Source organism: Streptomyces sp. GL_141, assembly GCF_057834385.1.
On record NZ_CM174402.1, the window covers coordinates 7,512,916 to 7,531,445 of the forward strand.

General features: G+C 71.2%; 20 protein-coding genes and 1 pseudogene. 3 read left to right on the forward strand and 18 right to left on the reverse strand.

The features are described from left to right. Positions 1-40 precede the first annotated feature (40 nt). Positions 41-1,078, forward strand: a complete 1,038-nt coding sequence (locus AC3IX6_RS33510) for a PP2C family protein-serine/threonine phosphatase (RefSeq protein ID WP_489367037.1) — start codon at positions 41-43, stop codon at positions 1,076-1,078. A gap of 13 nt (positions 1,079-1,091) precedes the next feature. On the opposite strand, the gene AC3IX6_RS33515 is transcribed toward AC3IX6_RS33510, so the two are convergent. The 4 genes and pseudogenes from AC3IX6_RS33515 to AC3IX6_RS33530 all read right to left on the reverse strand — a co-directional run bounded on the left by AC3IX6_RS33515 (position 1,092) and on the right by AC3IX6_RS33530 (position 4,263). After that, positions 1,092-2,051 carry a COX15/CtaA family protein gene (locus AC3IX6_RS33515; protein ID WP_489367038.1) on the reverse strand — a complete coding sequence of 320 codons (960 nt, stop codon included), beginning with the start codon at positions 2,049-2,051 and terminating at the stop codon, positions 1,092-1,094. A 199-nt stretch (positions 2,052-2,250) separates the two neighbouring features. Then, entirely contained in the window at positions 2,251-2,628 is a 378-nt protein-coding gene (locus AC3IX6_RS33520) for an FKBP-type peptidyl-prolyl cis-trans isomerase (RefSeq protein ID WP_489367039.1), read from the reverse strand. Between the two features lie 122 nt (positions 2,629-2,750). Beyond that, a pseudogene (locus AC3IX6_RS33525) lies at positions 2,751-3,407 on the reverse strand (NADPH-dependent F420 reductase); the annotation flags it as partial. Positions 3,408-3,447: 40 nt separating this feature from the next. Next, entirely contained in the window at positions 3,448-4,263 is an 816-nt protein-coding gene (locus tag AC3IX6_RS33530; RefSeq protein ID WP_489367040.1) for an inositol monophosphatase family protein, read from the reverse strand. A 115-nt stretch (positions 4,264-4,378) separates the two neighbouring features. Between AC3IX6_RS33530 and AC3IX6_RS33535 the strand changes: the two genes are divergently transcribed. Further along, positions 4,379-5,278 (forward strand): LysR family transcriptional regulator, encoded by a 900-nt coding sequence (locus AC3IX6_RS33535; protein ID WP_489367041.1) that lies wholly within the window; start codon positions 4,379-4,381, stop codon positions 5,276-5,278. Positions 5,279-5,335: 57 nt separating this feature from the next. On the opposite strand, the gene AC3IX6_RS33540 is transcribed toward AC3IX6_RS33535, so the two are convergent. From AC3IX6_RS33540 to AC3IX6_RS33595, 12 genes are all read right to left on the reverse strand, one after another. Then, positions 5,336-6,448, reverse strand: coding sequence for a CobW family GTP-binding protein (locus tag AC3IX6_RS33540; RefSeq protein ID WP_489371640.1), 1,113 nt, complete (start codon positions 6,446-6,448; stop codon positions 5,336-5,338). A 26-nt stretch (positions 6,449-6,474) separates the two neighbouring features. After that, complete coding sequence (locus AC3IX6_RS33545) at positions 6,475-6,723, reverse strand: type B 50S ribosomal protein L31 (RefSeq protein ID WP_489367042.1); 249 nt, start codon at positions 6,721-6,723, stop codon at positions 6,475-6,477. Between the two features lie 26 nt (positions 6,724-6,749). Further along, positions 6,750-6,914 (reverse strand): 50S ribosomal protein L33, encoded by a 165-nt coding sequence (rpmG, locus tag AC3IX6_RS33550; RefSeq protein WP_007267663.1) that lies wholly within the window; start codon positions 6,912-6,914, stop codon positions 6,750-6,752. A 51-nt stretch (positions 6,915-6,965) separates the two neighbouring features. Further along, positions 6,966-7,271: a 30S ribosomal protein S14 gene (rpsN, locus tag AC3IX6_RS33555; protein WP_489367043.1), complete on the reverse strand. Its 306-nt coding sequence runs from the start codon at positions 7,269-7,271 to the stop codon at positions 6,966-6,968. After that, positions 7,271-7,507, reverse strand: a complete 237-nt coding sequence (gene rpmB, locus AC3IX6_RS33560; RefSeq protein ID WP_489367044.1) for a 50S ribosomal protein L28 — start codon at positions 7,505-7,507, stop codon at positions 7,271-7,273. Before rpmB ends, rpsN begins: the two co-directional genes overlap by 1 nt. 153 nt (positions 7,508-7,660) lie before the next feature. After that, on the reverse strand, positions 7,661-8,995 hold the full coding sequence (lysA, locus tag AC3IX6_RS33565; protein ID WP_489367045.1) for a diaminopimelate decarboxylase: 1,335 nt from the start codon (positions 8,993-8,995) through the stop codon (positions 7,661-7,663). Between the two features lie 13 nt (positions 8,996-9,008). Then, positions 9,009-9,401, reverse strand: coding sequence for an SAV_915 family protein (locus tag AC3IX6_RS33570; protein ID WP_489367046.1), 393 nt, complete (start codon positions 9,399-9,401; stop codon positions 9,009-9,011). Positions 9,402-9,801: 400 nt separating this feature from the next. Then, positions 9,802-11,088 carry an MFS transporter gene (locus tag AC3IX6_RS33575; RefSeq protein WP_489367047.1) on the reverse strand — a complete coding sequence of 429 codons (1,287 nt, stop codon included), beginning with the start codon at positions 11,086-11,088 and terminating at the stop codon, positions 9,802-9,804. 17 nt (positions 11,089-11,105) lie between these two features. Then, positions 11,106-12,233 carry a PLP-dependent cysteine synthase family protein gene (locus tag AC3IX6_RS33580; RefSeq protein ID WP_489367048.1) on the reverse strand — a complete coding sequence of 376 codons (1,128 nt, stop codon included), beginning with the start codon at positions 12,231-12,233 and terminating at the stop codon, positions 11,106-11,108. Positions 12,234-12,992: 759 nt separating this feature from the next. Further along, positions 12,993-13,445 (reverse strand): hypothetical protein, encoded by a 453-nt coding sequence (locus tag AC3IX6_RS33585; protein ID WP_489367049.1) that lies wholly within the window; start codon positions 13,443-13,445, stop codon positions 12,993-12,995. A gap of 76 nt (positions 13,446-13,521) precedes the next feature. Then, the gene (locus AC3IX6_RS33590) at positions 13,522-14,082 is read right to left on the reverse strand and encodes a hypothetical protein (RefSeq protein WP_489367050.1); all 561 of its coding nucleotides are present in this window, start codon (positions 14,080-14,082) and stop codon (positions 13,522-13,524) included. Positions 14,083-14,216: 134 nt separating this feature from the next. Beyond that, positions 14,217-14,711 carry a hypothetical protein gene (locus tag AC3IX6_RS33595; protein ID WP_489367051.1) on the reverse strand — a complete coding sequence of 165 codons (495 nt, stop codon included), beginning with the start codon at positions 14,709-14,711 and terminating at the stop codon, positions 14,217-14,219. Between the two features lie 96 nt (positions 14,712-14,807). Between AC3IX6_RS33595 and AC3IX6_RS33600 the strand changes: the two genes are divergently transcribed. Next, positions 14,808-15,317, forward strand: a complete 510-nt coding sequence (locus tag AC3IX6_RS33600) for a hypothetical protein (protein ID WP_489367052.1) — start codon at positions 14,808-14,810, stop codon at positions 15,315-15,317. 57 nt (positions 15,318-15,374) lie between these two features. Here AC3IX6_RS33600 and AC3IX6_RS33605 read toward each other — a convergent pair whose 3' ends face one another. Beyond that, on the reverse strand, positions 15,375-15,833 hold the full coding sequence (locus tag AC3IX6_RS33605; protein WP_489367053.1) for a zinc-binding dehydrogenase: 459 nt from the start codon (positions 15,831-15,833) through the stop codon (positions 15,375-15,377). Between the two features lie 144 nt (positions 15,834-15,977). Next, positions 15,978-18,521: a DUF4118 domain-containing protein gene (locus AC3IX6_RS33610; RefSeq protein ID WP_489367054.1), complete on the reverse strand. Its 2,544-nt coding sequence runs from the start codon at positions 18,519-18,521 to the stop codon at positions 15,978-15,980. Between the last annotated feature and the right edge of the window lie 9 nt (positions 18,522-18,530).

Genomic DNA, 18,530 nt, shown 5'->3' on the forward strand with positions numbered 1-18,530 from the left:
ACGGTCGCGGCTCCGCAGGCGCCGCGGCCAGGGAAGACTTGTGCGGCTGTCGCCGGTCTTCCTGACCGTCGTCATAGCCAGCCTCGCGTACACCACCCCGCCGGACATGGCCTTCAGTCGCCTCCTGCCCGCGGCGCCGGCCCTCGCCGCTGCCATGTGGCCGGTGCTCCCCACCGTCCTGCTCGGGACGGTCTGCCTCTTCCTGATGATCGGCCTCAGCCTCGTCTTCCCCGATCTGGGGACGTGGTGGACGGCCTCGGGAATCATCGCGGTGACCGTGGCCGCCGCGTACGGAAGCCACGTCCGGCTCCAGCGGGAGCGCACCCTCTTCCAGGTGAGGCTCGTGGCCGAAGCGGCGCAGCAGGTCGTGCTGAGCCCCATGCCCCACCGCATCGGCGGCATCGAGATCGAGTCGCTCTACCTCGCGGCCGCGGCGGAGGCCCGCATCGGCGGGGACTTCTACGAGGTCGTCGACACGCCGTTCGGCGTCAGACTGCTCATCGGTGACGTGCGGGGCAAGGGACTCCCGGCCGTGGGGGCGGCCGCGGCGATCGTCAACGCCTTCCGGGAGGCGGCCTACGGCGAGGCCGACCTGGTCGACATCGCCCGAAGACTGGACGCCAGCAGCACCCGCTACAACTCCGCCTTCCCTCCGGAAGGGCCGATGGAGCGCTTCGCGACGGCCCTCCTCGCCCAGATCCCGCACGGGGGCGGGCGCATCGACATCCTCAACTGCGGACACCCTCCGCCGCTGATCCTGAACCGCGGGAAGCTCCGTGTCCTCGAATCGGCCACCCCCTCCCCGCTGCTCAGCCTCGCGGAGCTGATCGGGGACCACTACACCGTCGACACCTTCGGCTTCGCGCCCGGTGACGTGCTGCTCCTGTACACCGACGGGATCGCCGAGGCCCGCGCCCGCGACGGCGAGTTCTTCCCGCTGACGGCGTGGATGCGCCGGCAACCCGCGGCGCCGCCGCGCGATCTGCTCACGGCCCTGCACCGCGATCTGCTCCGCTACAGCAGAGGACGCCTCGACGACGACATCGCGGCCCTGGCCGTACGCCTCTCCGTACCCTGAGCGGCCGATGGGGTCAGGCGTGCGTCGCGGCGCCCCGCGCGCGCGGCAGCGGCGCCCCGCTGAGCGGACTCGAAGGGACGGAACAGGCCCTCTTGACCGTGAAGTGCACCTGGAGCACTCCGGTCCACACGAGCGCCGAGCCCAGCAGGTGGAGCATCACGAGGAGCGCGGGCAGAGCGGTCACCGACTGCACCAGCCCCACGAGGCCCTGGCCCAGGAGTACGGCCAGGAAGGCGACCGCCTTGCCGCGCGCGGCGCCGAAGCCGTCCTTGGGCAGGGCGAGGAGCAGGGCTCCGGCCAGGACCAGGACCGTCGCGGCCAGCAGGCCGTGGACGACCGTCACGGCCGTCCAGTTGAAGGGCATCCGCGCCACGTCCGAGGAATCGCCCGCATGCGGGCCGGAGCCGGTGGCGAGCGTCCCCACGAAGACCAGCAGGGCCGTCACCGCGACCAGGGCCGTCGACAGCGACCGGACCCGCGCGACGGGCGCGGCGCCGGCGGCATCGGAATCGGCATCGGAATCGCCATCGGCACCGGTGCCGATGGCGGGGTCGGCATCGGCGCACGCCGCGTGCCAGGTGTACACCGCGGCGGTGAGCAGCAGCGTGGCGGCGAGGAAGTGCGCGGCGACGATGTACGGGCTCAGCCGCATCCATACCGTCACTCCGCCGACGACCGCGTTGAGCACGACGATCCAGAACTGCGCCCAGCCGCCGCGCAGCACCGCGGGCATGGGCTTCTCCTGGAGGCGCGCGGTGATGATGACCCAGCCCACCACCGCGCACAGCGCCCCGGTCAGGAGCCGGTTTCCGAATTCGATGGCGCCGTGCACCCCCATTTCCGCGGTGGGGGCCAGCGTTTCTCCCGTACACATGGGCCAATCGGTACAGCCGAGACCGGAGCCGGTGACGCGGACGATTCCGCCGGTCACGATGATCGCGATGCTCGCCACGACCGACCCCAGCGCGGCCACTCTGACGCTTCTCGCTCCGAGTGAGTACCTGTCGGCAAGCCATGAGAGGGGAGTGCGCACGATCAGCCTTTCCTTGAGTCGCTTGTACGCGCCGTCGGGCGGGACCTCAGCGTACGCCGCGCGCCCACCCCGGCCTGACGGTGCGTCGCACACTCAAGGGGATCGCCGGACCCGGCTGTTCCGGGAGGAGCGGGCTTCCTCAGACCACGGAGAGCAGGTCCACCACGAAGACGAGCGTGGAACCCGCCGGGATCAACGGCGAGGGCGACTGCTTCCCGTAGCCGAGGCGCGGGGGGATGATGATTTCGCGCCGGCCGCCGACCTTCATCCCCCGGATTCCCCGGTCCCAGCCCTTGATGACCCGGCCGCCCCCCACGGCGAACTTGAAGGGCTCGCCCCGGTCCCAGGAGGCGTCGAACTCCCTCCCGGACTCGAAGGTGACCCCGACGTAGTGCACCCGGATGACCCGGCCCGGCTTCGCCTCGGCGCCGTCCCCGACGACGAGGTCGCGGACGGTCAGCTCCTGGGGAGCCTCACCCCCGGGAAGCTCGATCTCGGGCTTCGTCAGTTCGCTCATCGCACCCTCATCACTCTGGTCGCTCCATGCGGCAGACGATCACGCCACCGGGAGCGCTGATCGGCCGAAGTACATCAAACCCCACGGAACGCGCCGGGCTTCCCGGAGCCGGGTCCCGGCGGTCAACGGGCGAGGGAGACCGCGAAGGCCTCGAAGCCGTGGCGGCGCACGACGTGGGGCACGACCAGGATCATGGCCTCGGTGGCGCGGGCCGTGGTGATGTCGCCGAGGTCCTCGATGCGTTCGGGCCGCCAGCCCAGGTCGCCGAGCAGGCCGGTGACGGTCCTCTTCGCGTCTTCGTCGTCGCCCGAGAGGTAGGCGGTCGCCGGGGTGGCCAGGATGTCGGGAGCGGTCATGACCATGAAGAGCATGGTGTTGAGGGTCTTGACCACGTGGGTGTCGGGGAGCGCGTCCCGGAGCTTCTCGGCGAGGCTGCCGCCGGGGTAGCACAGGTCACCGGGCAGACCGTCACCGTCGGTGCGGGTGGCGTTGGAGACGTCGATGAGGATCTTGCCGGCGAGTTCGGCGCGCAGGCCGGTGAGGCGCTCCAGGGAGCTGTTGCCCGGCGTCGCGTTGATCACGATGTCCGAGGTGCGGGCCGTGGTGCGCTGGTCGGCGAAGGCGATCCGCCGGGCGGGTCCGGTGAGGCGGGCGGCGGAGTCTTCGGGGCTCCTGCTGCCGAGGGTGACGTGGTGTCCGGCCGTGGAGAGCTTGGCGGCGAGGTTGGTGCCGACGCGGCCGGCGCCCAGGATGCCGATGCTGGTCATGCGGTGATGCTCCTTGCGGTATCGGGAGTGCGGAAAGCGCGGAGACGGCCGGTCAGGCGATCGGTGAGAGGACCTTGAGGGCGGCGGTGTGGAGGCCGGGGGCGGCCGCCAGGAAGTCGCGGCTGCCGGTGTTCCAGGGTTCGCCCGCCAGGTCGGTGACGGTGCCTCCGGCCTCCGAGACCAGGAGGGCGCCGGCGACCAGGCCGGAGCGGACGTCGGAGAACTGCCAGAACGCGTCCATGCGTCCGGCGGCGACGTGGATGAGCTGCATCGTGGCGGGAACGGACACGCGCACGACCAGGCCGTTGACGAGCATCGCGGTGACGGAGTCACCGATCCGCCGGAAGGTCCGCTCGTCCTCGCCGGGCTTGGCCTGGCCGGTGCCGACGAGCGCGGCGCCCAGGTCGGTCTTGGCGGACACCCTCAGGGGCCGGCCGCCCAGGCGGGCACCGCCGCCGGCGACGGCGGTGTAGGTGTCGCCGGTCAGCGGCAGGTGGACGACGGTGAGTACCGGCCGGTTGTCGCTGACCAGGGTGGCCGTGACGGCCCAGTCGTCCAGGCCGTGGACGTGGTTGATGTTGCCCTCGGCGGGGTCGACGACCCACCACTCGCCGGGCGGGAGCGCGCCGCCGGCCAGCTCGTCCTCGGCCCACCGCGACCCAGGCCGGGCCCGCAGCAGCGGTTCCCGCAGCACGTCCAGCACCGCGGCGTCGTTGGCGTGGATCTCACCCACGACCTCCTCCAGGCTCACGCCCCGGGCGTGCGGGGTGAACCGGTCGCGCAGCGTGACACCGGCGGCCTCGACCGCGGCCGTCACGTCGGACAGGAGCGTGGTGCCGGCGGCGAAGGGCATGGCTGTGCTGTTCATGGTGGCTCCTCGGTTTCGGTCTGAGCGGGGTGGTCGTCCCGCCCCCCGCACTTCGAAACTAGGACCCTCAGTCATTAACGACAAGTGCATGCTTGTCACTCGTAGAATTACTGGCATGCAACTGGATCTGAACCTGCTCACGTCCCTGGACGCCCTGCTGGAAGAGGGCAGCGTCGCCGGCGCGGCGGCCCGCCTCCATGTCACCCCACCGGCGATGAGCCGCTCCCTGGGACGCATCCGCAAGGCCACCGGTGACCAGATCCTGGTCCGCACCGGCCGCAGCATGGTGCCCACCACCCGGGCGCTGGCCATCCGTGCCGAGGTCCACGCCCTCGTGGAGCAGGCCCACCGGCTGCTGTCCGCGCGGCAGGAACTCGACCTGGCGACTTTGGACCGGGTGTTCACCGTGCGCTGGCACGACGCACTGACGGCTGCGTGCGGCAGCGCCCTGACCTCGGCCGTCCACCGTCAGGCTCCCGGCGTCCGGCTGCGCCTGCCCGCCGAACCGGGAACGGACGACGCCGAGTTGCGCCGGGGCGAGGTCGACCTCGAATCGAGCTCCGGCACCCCGGCGCTTCCCGACATCCGCCACCGCCTCATCGGCAGGGACCGGCTGGTCGTCGCCGTCCGGCCGGGCCACCCGCTCACCGCGGGCCCGCTGACCCTCGAGCGCTACGCGGCCGCCGAGCACCTCACCGTTTCGCGGCGCGGGAGCCTCCGCGACCCCATCGACGAGGCCCTGACCGCACACGGCCTCGAACGACGCGTCGTCGCCGCCGGGCCCACCGCCGCCTTCGCACTGCAACTGGCCCTCGACACCGACCTGGTCGTCACCCTCCCCGACGCGGTCACCCGCACGGCCCGGGAACGACTCGGCCTGACCACACTGCCGCCGCCGCTCCCGCTGCCCGACGTACCGCTGTACCTGCTGTGGCATCAGCGCTACGACGACGATCGCGCCCACGTCTGGCTGCGCGAGCTGGCCACCGACACCGTCCGGGCCCTGTTCGCATGACCCCGCGCGTCCGCCATCGGCCCCCGTACGGGAGCGGGGCCGTCTCGCGGGCGCTGGTCAGGAGACCGGGTCGAGCAACGAGGCGAAGGCCGCGGGGAGTTGCTTCCAGCCCTCCCTCCCGGCCGTGTACTCGGCTTCGGTCAGGAGGCAGGAGTCCAGGAGCTGTTCGAGCCCGTCGCGGTCCAGGCCGGGCGAGGTGAAGACCAGGTGCTGGCAGCAGTCGCCGTGCTCGGGGTCCCAGTCGAGGGAGGCCGCGGCCCGGCGCATGGCGGGGACCAGGTCCCAGGCGGCGTCGGGGAGCGAGGCCAGCCAGGGGCCGGCGCCTTCCACGCTGAGCGCGCCGCCCGCGGCGTCCCAGGCGAGGAGGGTGTCGGGCCGGTCGGCGAGCCAGAACCGGCCGCGGCTGCGGGTAGCGGCGCAGCACAGGTCCTCCAGGGCCTCGTAGAGCCGCTCGGGATGGAAGGGCCGGCGGCGCCGCCAGACGAGCGTGGCGACTCCGGCCTCGTCGGCTTCCTGGGGGAGGAGCGCGCAGGCGGGGTGCTGGGCGGCCGCGGCGCTCTCCACGTCGAACCCGGCGAACGCCAGGCGGGTGAGCTCGCTGGAGCCCGTGGGCACCTGGCGGGCGGTCGGGTGCAGTTGGGCGAGCAGCGCGCGGTCCTCGGCGTCGGCCTCGCCGCTGTCGGCGATCGCGAGGACCGGCGCGTACTCCAGCTGGCGGGCCCAGGTGTCCCCGACGGTCCGCCGGTCGGTGGCGGCCGCGGCGAGTCCGGCCTCGGCGAGGTCGTCCCCGTTGCCGAGGCAGGGCAGGACGAGCGCGGGGTCGACGGCGGTGATCACATTGGTGAGTTCCAGCAGGTCACCGGCGTGGGCGGCCACGACCTCGGCCATCGCCCTGGGCTCGACGGAGTCCCAGAGTTCCACGACGGCCAGGCGGGTCACCCCACCGGCGGCCAGCCGCTCCAGCTCGGGGACGAGGTCCTCGCGCAGTGCGCAGCAGGCGCAGTCGTTGACCAGCGGCGTCTCCTGGGCGGAGATCGCTCCCCCCGAATCGCGCAGCGTGCGCAGCACGTTGCCGCCGGTCGCCGAGGACGGATCGTGGTGCAGCGCGATGCTTCCCGGTACGGCGCGAAGCAGGTGCTCGACGGTCTCCTTGCGCGCGTCGGCGTGCATCCCGCCGACGATCACGACGGGGAGGGTCACTTGGGCCCTCCGTAGCGGCGCTCGAAGCGTTCGACGCGGCCGGCGGTGTCCAGGACGCGGGCGGTGCCGGTGTAGAAGGGGTGGCTCCGCGAGGAGATCTCGACGTCGATGACGGGGTAGGTATTGCCGTCCTCCCACTCGACCGTCTTGTCACTCGAGGCGGTGGAGCGCGTGAGGAACGCGAAGTCGGCGGCCTTGTCGCGGAATACGACGGGCCCGTAGGCGGGGTGGATTCCGGGCTTCATGGGGTTGCTCTCTCTGGGGGAGGGGGTCAGCGCTCTTCGCGGAAGTCGACGTGCCGGCGGACGACCGGGTCGAACTTGCGCAACACCATCCGGTCCGGGTCGTTACGCCGGTTCTTGCGGGTGACGTAGGTGTAGCCGGTGCCGGCGGTGGAGCGGAGCTTGATGATCGGGCGTACTTCGTTGCGTGCCATGAGGAACAGTATACGGAAATGGCAATCGTTTTCAATAAGGGGTGGATGGCGCTACCAGGAGGACTTGGTCACGCCGGGGAGGAAGCCGGCGTGTGCCTGCTGCCGGGTGCGCACGCGGGAGAGTCCGAACGTGCGCAAGTAGCCGCGGGGGCGGCCGTCGACGCTGTCGCGATTGCGCACCCGGGTGGCGCTGGCGTCGCGCGGCTGCCGGTGCAGCTCCGCCAGCGCGCTCCGGCGGTCCTGCTCGGTGGAGGAGGGGCGCCGGACGATCTCCTTCAGTTCGGCCCGCCGTGCGGCGAACCGCTCGACGATGTCCTTGCGCTTCTCGTTCCGCGCGATCTTGCTCTTCTTCGCCATCAGACCTTCACTCCTCGCGCCCGGATCCGGGCCACGGCGGCCTCGATGCCGATGGCGTCGACCGTCTTGATCCCCTTGGTGCTCAGGGTCAGGCGGACATTGCGGCCCTCGCTGGGTAGCCAGTAGCGCTTGTTCTGGATGTTCGGATCGAAGCGGCGCGACGTGCGCCGGTGGGAGTGGGAGATGCTGTTGCCGAACCCGGGCTTGGCGCCGGTCAGTTGGCAGTGTGCGGACATGGGTGGATCCTGCCCCTCTCTGGTCATCGCTTATTGGCAATGGAAACCATATCCATATACTAGCGCCAGCGATGTCGTGGAAGGGTGGAGGGAGAGGGCCCGGGACCTTGGCCGAGGCCGGATCCCGGATCCCGGATGCGGCGTGCGGCCGGACTAGCCTCCGATGTCGCGCCTCCGGACATCGTCCAGCGTTTCGCGTCGTACGAGCGTCCGCGCCGTGCCTTCGTGCACCGCGATCACCGGGGGCCGGCCGACCATGTTGTAGCCGGAGGCCATGGACAGCTGGTAGGCGCCCGCCACGGGAACGGCGAGCAGATCTCCGGGACGGACGTCGCCCGGCAGTTCCACATCGCAGGCGAGGACGTCCCCGGCTTCGCAGTGCCGGCCGACGACCGTCGTCGTACGCGGGGCGGCCGTCGTGTGGCGGCCGATGAGGCGGGGCGCGTAGCGCACCCCGTACAGGGCGGGGCGCGGGTTGTCGCTCATGCCGCCGTCGACGGCGACGAAGACGGTGTCCCCCGTGTGTTTGACGGCCAGTACGCGGTACAGGGCGACTCCGGCCGGCCCGACGACGGCGCGCCCCGGTTCGATGACGAGGCGGGGCACGGGCAGGCCCGCGGCGGCGCAGGCCTCGCGGAGCCCGGCGCGCATCCGGCGGGCGAGCGCGGGGAGATCGAGGGCGGGTTCGCCGGGCCGGTAGGCGATGCCGTGGCCGCCGCCCAGGTCCAGCTCGGGCAGGACGACGCCGTGCGCGTCACGGACCCGGGCCATCAGCCCCACCATGCGGCGGAGCGCCACCAGGTAAGGCTTCACCTCGGTGATCTGCGAGCCGATGTGGCAGTGCAGGCCGGTCAGTTCGAGCTGCGGTTGGTCGAGTACGCGCGCGATGGCGTGCTGCGCCGACCCGTCGGCGAGCGAGAGCCCGAACTTCTGGGCCTCCGTACCCGTACGGATCTTGGCGTGGCCCCCGGCCGAGATGCCCGGCACGACACGCACCAGCACCTTCTGATGCCCGTCGGGTCCGACGGCGGCCGCGATCCGGGCTATCTCGGACGGGCTGTCGATGACGATCCGCCCCACGCCCAGGCGCAGCGCCGCCTCCAGGTCGTGCGGCGACTTCGCGTTGCCGTGCAGCACGATGCGCTCGGCCGGGAACCCCGCGGTCACGGCGAGCTCCAGCTCCCCGGCGGAGCACACGTCCAGGCCCAGCCCCTCCTCCTCCACCCAGCGCACCAGTGCGCGGGAGAGGAACGCCTTGGCCGCGTAGAGGACTTCGGCCTCGGGGAGGGCGGCGCGGTAGGCGCGGCACCGGTCGCGGACCTCGCCCTCGTCCAGTACGTAGGCCGGTGTGTCGAACCGGTCGGCGATCTCCGCCAAGGACACGCCGCCGACGGCGAGGTCGCCGTGCGGCAGCCGGGTCGTGGACGCGGGCCACACGGACAGTTCGCCGGTGGCGGTCAGGGCATCGGGGAGGTCGGTGATGGTCATGGTGCGGGCCCCTTCAGACGGTCCGGGCGGTGACGTCGGGATCCCGCGGCACGGGTGCGGTGCCCGGACCGGTCGCCGTCGGCATCGCTTCCGCTTCCGCCATCGCCACCGCCGGGGTGACCGCGGGAGCGGTCAGCGTCGGATCGACGGTCAGCAGCGTTGCTCCGACCGGCCCGGCCATCGCGCGGAGCGCGGACTCCGAGAGCCGGATCCACGGCCGGCCGGCGCCGAGCGTGGCCGCCAGCCGCTCCGCGGTCGTGAAGCCCACGGCGGTACGGGCCCCCAGCGGGGTGCGGAACAGGCGCACCACCACGTCCGCCCTTCCCGGCAGGACCGGCACGTACAGCGGTCCGGCCGGGACGCGTTCTTCAGGCTCCGGGTCGTCGGCGTACAGGAACAAACACATGGGGCCCTCCCAGAGGAACCGCGAATGGCAGGTGAGGCCCCGGACGCGGGGAGGCGGCCGGGGCACGACACCGAAGCTATCCCCGCCTCCCCGCGCTGATGGTCCCCTCCTGACGGTCCCTTGACGGCGGGCGGCCAAGTCCATACGCATCACTGACGGCCCGGGGCAGAGGGCATCGGGAACCCACCCTGCCCACCGCGGGCCCCAGTTTCATCGATGATCGTGCCGTGCTGGCCCGCGACTGGCCCGGATCTTGCATCGGCCCGACCGGCGCACTGGGTGAGCTGCTCCCTGCGAACGGGTTCGGTAGCGCACGGTGAACTGGGGCGGACCCGCGCGGATGTTGGACGGAGGGGCGGGCGCTGTTGTGCCGTCCGCCCCTCCGGCACGGGTCGACGGATCAGGCCGTCGCAGGCTGCTTCCGGGTTTCGGGCAGCGGCGGCGGCTTGAGGCGGCCGGTGCGGTGCAGCACGTACAGCGCGGTGGAGCAGGCGAAGCCGAGGGCGGCCAGCGCGGCCCACGGCAGTGCGGACATCCCGGAAGCGCGGGCGGCGTCCAGGGCCGCACCGATGCCCAGGTTCCCCAGGGCGATGCCGATGCCGCAGATGGTGTTGTACAGCCCGTAGTGGGTGGCGACCAGCTGGTCGCCGGAGAGTCTCACGATCGTGTCCATTTCGAACGGGTAGGCGATCATCGTGCCCAGGGCCAGCAGCAGGGCGGCGAGTGCCGAGGGCACGGCCGCGAGCAGCCAGCGCCCCGCCCCGCCGTCCGGCACGGGGACGGCCGTGGCGATGAGCAGCGGGATGAACGCGGCGCCCATGGCGAGCAGTCCCCACGTGAGGGCCCGGCCCGGCTCCGTCCGGGCCGTGCACCAGGCCGTCACCTTGGTCTGGAAGAGGATCGTGCTGAGCCCGGATACGGCGAAGAGCATGGCCGCGGCGCCCGTACCGAACGTCCCGTCGCCGCCCAGGCGCCGGACTTCCAAGGGCAGGGCGAGATACACCTGGAACGTGAGCACGTACGAGCCGATCATGGCCACGGAGAAGAGCAGGAACGGGCGGTTGGCCAGGATGCCGCGCCATTGGGTGAGCACGCTCTCGCGCGGGACCTCCGCCCGGGCCTTCGCGTCGTTGCCCCGGCGGGCGGGCAGGGCCCGGATCTGCACGATGCTCAGCAGAGCGAAGATCGCGGCGGCTACCAGGCAGGTGATGCGGAAGTCGACCCCCGTCAGCACCATGCCCACCAAGGGGCCCAGCAGGATGCCCGCCTGGTAGAAGACGTTGAACAGGGCGAAGGCCTCGACCCGGCGTTCACCCGCGTCCGCGGCCAGGTAAGCCCGGGTGGCGGGGTTGAACAGGGCTCCGGCCAGCCCTGTCGCGGCGGAGGCGGCGATCAGCGCGGGCACGGAGTCGACCAGCCCGAGGGTCGCGAAGCCCACGATGCGCAGCGCGAGCCCGGCAATGATCATCGGCTTGTAGCCGAACCGGTCGGCCAGCGTCCCACCGATCAGGAACATGCCCTGCTGGCTGAAGTTGCGTACGCCCAGGACGAGTCCGACGAGCCAGCCCGCCAGCCCGAGTGATCCTGAGAGGTGCTGAGCGAGGTACGGCATCAGCATGTAGAAGCCGAGGTTGATGGTGAACTGGTTCACCATCAACAGCTGGACGCTGTGTTCGTAGGAACGCATTTGTACCAGGGTGCTCTTCACCGGGCGCCCTCTTCCACTGCGGTGGAGTCCGGGTTCGACTCGGACTCATCGGCGAGGGTGAGGGGGTCGACCACGGTGGTGCACCGCGTCCAGCGAGTGACCTCCTTCTCGTCCATGCGGCCCACCGTCTCCGGTTCGACGGCGGGCGGCCCGTCGAGCAGCCCGTGGGCGGCGCAGTAGTCGTCGTCGTAGACCGTGCCCAGGTAGCGCTGCGGCCCGTCGGGAAAGACGGCGGCGATACGGGCGTCCGCGGGCAGCGTGCGGGCCAGCCACCCCGCGACCAGGGCGACCGCTCCCACGCTCCAGCCGCCGGTGGCGTAATGGGATGCCGCGAGCCGGCGGCAGGTCCACACCGCTTCGCCCGGGGAGACCCAGTGAACCTCGGAGAAGTTCTCGTACGCGACATTGCGGGGGTAGATGCTGGAGCCGAGGCCGCGCATCAGGCGGGAGCGGGCCGGCTGGCCGAAGATCGTGGAGCCGATGGTGTCCACGCCGACGAGCTCCAATCCCGGGTAGAGCTGTTGCAGGACGCGGGAGACACCCGCGGAGTGACCGCCGGTCCCCACACTGCACACCAGGACGTCGATGTGGCCGAGTTCGGCTGCCAGCTCAAGTGCCAGCGGTGTGTACGCGGTGGTGTTGTCGGGGTTGTTGTACTGGTCCGGGCACCAGGAGCCCGGGTGCTGCTGCATCAGCCGGGTCACCCGGTCGCGGCGGGCCTGCTGCCAGCCGCCGGTCGGGTGGGGCTCCGAGACGAGGTTGACCTGTGCCCCGTACGCGGTCAGCAGACGGTTCATGGACATCTCGAGCCCGGGGTCGGTCACCAGAGTGACCGGATGGCCGTAGACCATCCCGGCCAAGGCGAGGCCGAGGCCGAGGGTGCCGCTGGTGGATTCGATGATCCGGGCGCCGGGGAGCAGCTCGCCGCGGGCACGGGCCCGCTCGACCATGTGCAGGGCCGGACGGTCCTTGATCCCGCCCGGGTTGAAGCCTTCCAGCTTCGCCCAGAAGCCGCGGCCTTCCCGGGTGAAGGGCTCGGATACACGGAGGAGCGGTGTGTTGCCGACCAGCCCGGACAGGGAGGACCGGGCGGACGGGGAGTCAGCAGTGGGAAGAGCGGTCATCTTTTCGGCTCTCATGCGTAGATGGCTGTTTGTGTGCGCATCTCGCCGACTGCTGCGGTCAGGTGCGGGAGGGAGATTCCTCCCGCGTCCATCGGGCAGCAACGGCGGCGGCCGGTAAGGGCGGCCGCACGGATGAGTTCTAGATTCGCCACCGGCAATCTCTTATGAGCGTGAAGCGCCCCGCATTGACTGCCAGACGTCCGGGAACCGGCCGGCGCCGGGCCTTGGGGAAGCTGATGGTGACGCCGGTAACGGCTGGGATTGCGGCGGCCGGGGTCTGAGCGGGCGCTGGTTTCGCCTCAGCCAGGGAGCGGCCGGCCGGAAGGCAAAGTTCAGCGGAGTCCGGCACCTGGGGTGCACCGTTCGTGAATTCGGCGGTGCGGTGGTGGGGCGGTGCGAGGGTCTCTCCGTGGGAGTGCCCGGCTGTCTGAGGATGGACCACGCAGATGACCGCAGCGATCGTCACTGCGGCGAGAATGCAGGCGGCCAGCGCGCTCCGCATTCGGCCGGCTGCACCGTAGACAATCTTGAGCGGGTGGAACGGCACAATTCCTCCGTGCGGTGCCCCTTCTCGGTAACTCCGAAGAAGGAAGCACACAGAGATCGATCAGGTCGGGGAGGCGCCGCCGACAGTCCCGTTCAGATCTGTGAACCATAGAGGTGCGGGGGTCCGATTCCACCGGACGCACCGAAGACGGCAGCTGAGGTCAGCCGCATGGTTCAACGGGGAGTCGACCAGCTCGAGGAGAGCCCCAGGACCTAGATCTGCAGGACCGCCGGCCCTCTTGATGCCGCCGACGGCGGACGGTTCGCCCGGCCGTCGGCCGCGGGAACCCGGGGGGAGACGTGATCGCAGCGCACGTCGTAACCAAGAGCATCCGGACAGGTGATCTGCCTCGTGGCAGCGGCCTGCTGTGACTGTCCGGGCATGCACTGTTCGGCCGGATGCTCCGACGTCTTCGTGGCGACCTCGTCAGCCACCGCGGTGGAATGAAAAGCGACGCTCTGCGAAATCTCGCCAGAAGCGGCAGGTATGTGGCTGGAATTCAACAGGGCCGTGGAGGGACCGGTTGAGTGGTGCGGTGAATTCTCGGCGCTGACGCCGTGTGCGTACACGAGGCCCACCATCAGCAGGGTCAGCCAAAGGGCGCGCAGCGGGCCGGTGGATACCTTAGCCCGCAGAACACCGATGGGTGACCGCGCCGTAATCATGCCGTGATCGTAGTCGATTCCGCAGACCTGATGACAACCCCCCTCTGCCTGATGCGAGTTGACCTAGGTGCGCGGCTCAGGTGTCAAGGTCGGCGAGCCAGTTCAGGGCTTGCAGCCCCGGCATGAAGCAGTACTCGCCGCCCCGGGTGACGACGAACCGCGGCAGTCCCGGCAGGCGCCGGCGTACGGGGCGGCCGGGAACGGTGAACGTGCCGGTCTCGTCGTTCGCCCCCACGATCGGGTCCTTTTCGGTGTAGCCGATGAAGATCCCGTCGTCGTCGAGGACGCCGTCGGGCAGCATCGGGCCGTAGCTGGTGCCCCGTCTCAGCAGGCGGTGGAGGTCGACGTCGATGATCTCGTTCTTGAGCGCGTCTCGCGGATTCATCCGCCGGGCGTGCGCGCCCGCCGGGCACTTGAAGCCGCGCTCGTCCTCGTCGAAGTAGAGGAAGTCGTTGTTGCGCTCAGGGTCCCCTCCCAGGGCGGGGTCGTCCCGATCGGGGCAGAGCACCAGTGGAGCGCCGCTCGGCCAGCGTCCGACCATCTTCGCCGCGAGGAGCTCCTCGGCCTCCGGTCCGTCCGAGTGGTCGCGGAGGTACTGCCGGAATGCAGTCCGCCGGGGGTGACGTTCTTCGGCCACCACGACACCTCCGCCCGGATCATCCGGACACTGAGCCGGATGAACAGGAACGCCCCGAGGAAGCCCAGAAGGAGGAAGAGCAGTGGCTGCTTGCCCGGGTCGACGATCTGGCGTTGGTACCAGTCGCCCATCGGTCAGGCCCCGCGCTTGGCGGGGCGGCCGCGGCGCTTCCGGGCGTAGACCAGGAACCCGGCGAAGGCCACCACGGAGGTGATGGCGCCCGCCAACGTGGCGCCGCGGAACCACGGCGCTTCCACGTCCATGACCCGCTGCCCGGCGTGCGACGCGCTGCCGCCGCCCGCCACCACGCTCAGCGTCCACAGGTTCGGCAGGGCGAGGACGACGGCCAGGGCGAGCCAGCCGGCCGTGACCTTCCAGGGCCGCCTCTTGTTCAGACCGACCCAGGCCACCATCAGGGGCAGCAGAGTGCAGGCGATGCCGAAGACCAGGCCGAGGATCAGCCCTGTGCCCAGATGGCCGTCCACCGCGGCGCCCACCCGTTGGGACCACCAGCGGGGGATGGTGGCGGCCAGGACGAAGTAGGCCGCGACGAGGACGACCAGCGTCCCGCTGCCGAGCAGTACGCGTCGGCGCCGGCCAGGGCCGGTGCCCGTCTGCTGTGACGTCATGATCCGATGCTGGCACCGGACCGCCTCGCGCGCAGTGCGAGGGCCCTGATGGTGTGGTGCCGGGCGCGCGGCCGGGCCGCGTCTTACGGTGGGCCCGTGACGGAACATGTGGCGGGCGCGGTGGACGCGCGGACGGCCGCGGCCCAGCTCAAGGAACGGCTCTACGCGACGATCACCATGATCTCGGTCGTCATCGGGCTCGCGGGAAGCGGGCATGTGGAGGTCGTCGGTGCGGCGGCGACGGTCCTGACCGCCTCGGTGGGTCTGTGGCTGGCCGCGCTGGTCGCCGATCAGCAGGCCCATCGTGTGATGCATGGTGCTCTCGCCCGGGGACGCGAACTGCGCGCGATGCTCTTCGTCAGCAGCCCGCTGCTGCTGTCTGCGGTGGGCCCGCTCGTTCTGATCGGCGTCTCGGCACTGGGAGTGATGGGCCTGGACACGGCCCTTGTGACGGCCGCCGGGGTCAACATCGCCACCTTGTTCGCCTGGGGGTGCTACGGAGGGATCCGCATGGGCGGAGGGGCGGCGTTCGCCCTTCTGGCCGGCGGGATCGACGCGGCGATCGGCACGGCCGTCGCTGTGGTGAAGGCCGCCGCCGGCCACTGACGCCTGACCGCGCCATTCCCTTTGCGCAGCGTCACTTCGTCAGGCGGCGTCACTTCGTCAGGGTGAGAGGACGAGGCGGACGGGGTCGATCGCCAGATCCAGGCCGAGTCCGCCCGTGGCCTCGTGGACCCGGGCCGGGAGGTCGGCGTCGGCAGGGTCGAAGGCCAGGTCCGCGCCCACGCTCAGGGCTCGCCTGCGGGCCGCCGGCAGCGGGTCGAGGGCGATGATCGGCACTGCCCCGGCGAGGCGGGCGATCTGCACCGGGTACACGCCGAGCCCACCCACTCCCCAGAGCCCGATGCTCTCCCCGACCTGGAGCCTGCCGTGGTGGGTCAGTCCGGAGTAGGGCGTGGACACGGCGTCAGGGATGATCGCCGCCTGCTCGAAGGGCAGGGCGTCCGGGATGGGGACGAGTGACTGGTGGCGGGTCACGGTGTACTCGGCCTCCACGATGGTGCCCGCGACCTCGTGCCCGAGTGTCACAGTGGTCTGATCGGGGTCACGGGTGACGGGCATGGGCAGGGTGCCGTCGATGATGTGCTTCGGCCGCTCCCGTCGCACATGCGGCTGAGCCGGTGTTGCAGAGCGTCCACCGGGAGCGTTGCGCCGTTTCGTGCAGCCCATCCGTGACAACGACCGGCCGCCACAATCAGCTTCACGTCACGTCGTCGCGTCCGCAGGAAGGTCGGGGCGGGACGGCGGAGTGCCCTCCTTGATGGGCAGGGTGATCACCATCGTCAGTCCGCCGCCGGGGGTGTCCTCGGCGGTGAGGGTGCCGTTCATGGCCTCCAGGAAGCCTCGGGCGACGGCCAGGCCGAGACCGACCCCGGCGCCGGCGGGCGCGTCTCCGTACCGCTGGAAGGGTTCGAATATCCGGACCTTCGCCTCGTCGGGGACGCCGGGGCCGCGGTCGACGACGCGCAGTTCGAGGCGGTCGGCGAGGACGCTGGCGGCGACGAGGACGGTCTGACCGGGCGGGCTGTACTTGACGGCGTTCTCGACGATGTTGGCGACGGCCCGCTCCAGCAGGCCGCGGTCGACGGCGACCATGGGCAGGGTCTCGGGGATGTCGAGGACCACGCTGTCGTCGGGCACGCCGGCCAGGCCCATCGGGACGACCTCGTCGAGGTCGGTTTCCCGGATGAGCGGGACGACGGTTCCGGTCTGGAGGCGGGACATGTCGAGAAGGTTGCCGATCAGGTGGTCGAGGCGGTCCGCGCCGTCCTCGATGCCTTCCAGGAGGTCGGCCCGGTCCTCGTCGGACCATTGCACGTCGGTGGAACGCAGCGAGGTGACGGAGACCTTGATCGAGGCGAGCGGCGTACGGAGGTCGTGGCTGACCGCGGCGAGCAGGGCCGTACGGATCTGGTTGCCCTCGACGAGGCGGCGCGCCTCCTCGGCCTCGTCGACGAGGCGCTGGCGGTCGAGTACGACGGCTGCCTGGGCAGCGAAGGCCCCGAGGACGCGTCGGTCCTCGGCCGGCAGGACCCGGCCGGTGAGGGCCAGGGCCATGTTCTCGCCGATGGGCATGTCGACGGAGGCGTCCTCGGGGCGGGAGACCGGGTTCCGGCCGGTGCTGCCTGCGCAGGTCCACGGGTCCACGTCGCTGTCGCGCTCCAGCAGGGCGACGGATTCCATGGCGAAGGTCTCGCGGACCCGCTCCAGCAGGGCGTCGAGGGCCGTTTCGCCGCGCAGGATGCTGCCCGCGAGGAAGGAGAGGATCTCGGATTCGGCGCGCAGCCGGGCGGCCTGGTGGGTGCGGCGGGCGGCCAGGTCGACCACGGACGCCACGGACACGGCCACACCGACGAAGATCGCGATGGCGACGATGTTCTTGGGGTCGGAGACGGTGAACTCGTGGAGCGGCGGGGTGAAGTAGTAGTTAAGGAGGAGCGAGCCGAAGGCTGCCGAGGCCAGGGCCGGGAGGAGTCCTCCGAGCAGGGCCGCCGCCACGGTGAAGGTGAGGAAGAGCAGCATGTCGTTGGCGAGCCCGAGGTCGGGGACGACCTGGTTCAGCACCAACGCGAGCAAGGCGGGGCCGGCCACGCCGATGAGCCAGCCCCAGATGATGCGGGAGCGGCCGAGCCGCGCGCTGCGGGCGACGGGCAGGGTGCGGCCCTTGGCGGCCTCGTCGTGGGTGACGATGTGGACGTCGAGGTCGGGGCCCGATTCGCGGGCCACGGTGGCGCTGACGCCGGGGCGGAAGACGGACTGCCAGGAGCGGCGGCGGCTGACGCCGAGCACGATCTGCGTGGCGTTGCAGCCGCGGGCGAACTCCAGGAGCGCGTCGGGGACGTTGTCGCCGATGACGTGGTGGAAGGTGCCGCCGAGGTCCTCGACCAGGGTGCGCTGGACGGCGAGTTCCTTGGGGGAGGCGGCGGTGAGCCCGTCGCTGCGCGCGATGTAGACGGCGAGGACCTCGCCGCCGGATCCCTTCTCGGCGAGGCGGGCGGCGCGGCGGATGAGCGTACGGCCTTCCGGGCCGCCGGTGAGGCCGACGACGATGCGTTCGCGGGCCTGCCAGGTGGAGCGGATGTTGTGCTCGCTGCGGTACTCCTGGAGGTACGCGTCGACCCGGTCCGCGACCCACAGCAGCGCGAGTTCGCGCAGGGCGGTGAGGTTGCCGGGCCGGAAGTAATTGGAGAGGGCCGCGTCGACCTTGTCGGCCTTGTAGATGTTGCCGTGCGCCATGCGGCGGCGCAGCGCCTGGGGGGACATGTCGACCAGCTCGATCTGGTCGGCACGCCGTACGACCTCGTCGGGGACGGTCTCCCGCTGCCGCACGCCGGTGATCGTCTCGACCACGTCGCCCAGCGATTCGAGGTGCTGGATGTTGACGGTGGAGACGACGTCGATGCCGGCCCGGAGCAGTTCCTCCACGTCCTGCCAGCGCTTGGCGTTGCGCGAGCCGGGGACGTTGGTGTGGGCGAGCTCGTCCACGAGCGCGACGGCGGGGCGCCGCGCGAGGATCGCGTCCACGTCCATCTCGGTGAAGACCGATCCCCGGTACGCCAGCTCGCGGCGCGGGGTCTGGTCCAGCCCGTGCAGCATCACCTCGGTGCGCGGACGGTGGTGGTGCTCCACGAAGGCGACGACCACGTCGGTGCCGCGCTCCACCCGGCGGTGGCCCTCCGAGAGCATCGCGTACGTCTTGCCGACGCCGGGGGCCGAGCCCAGGTAGATACGAAACTTGCCGCGTCCCATGGTGGTTAC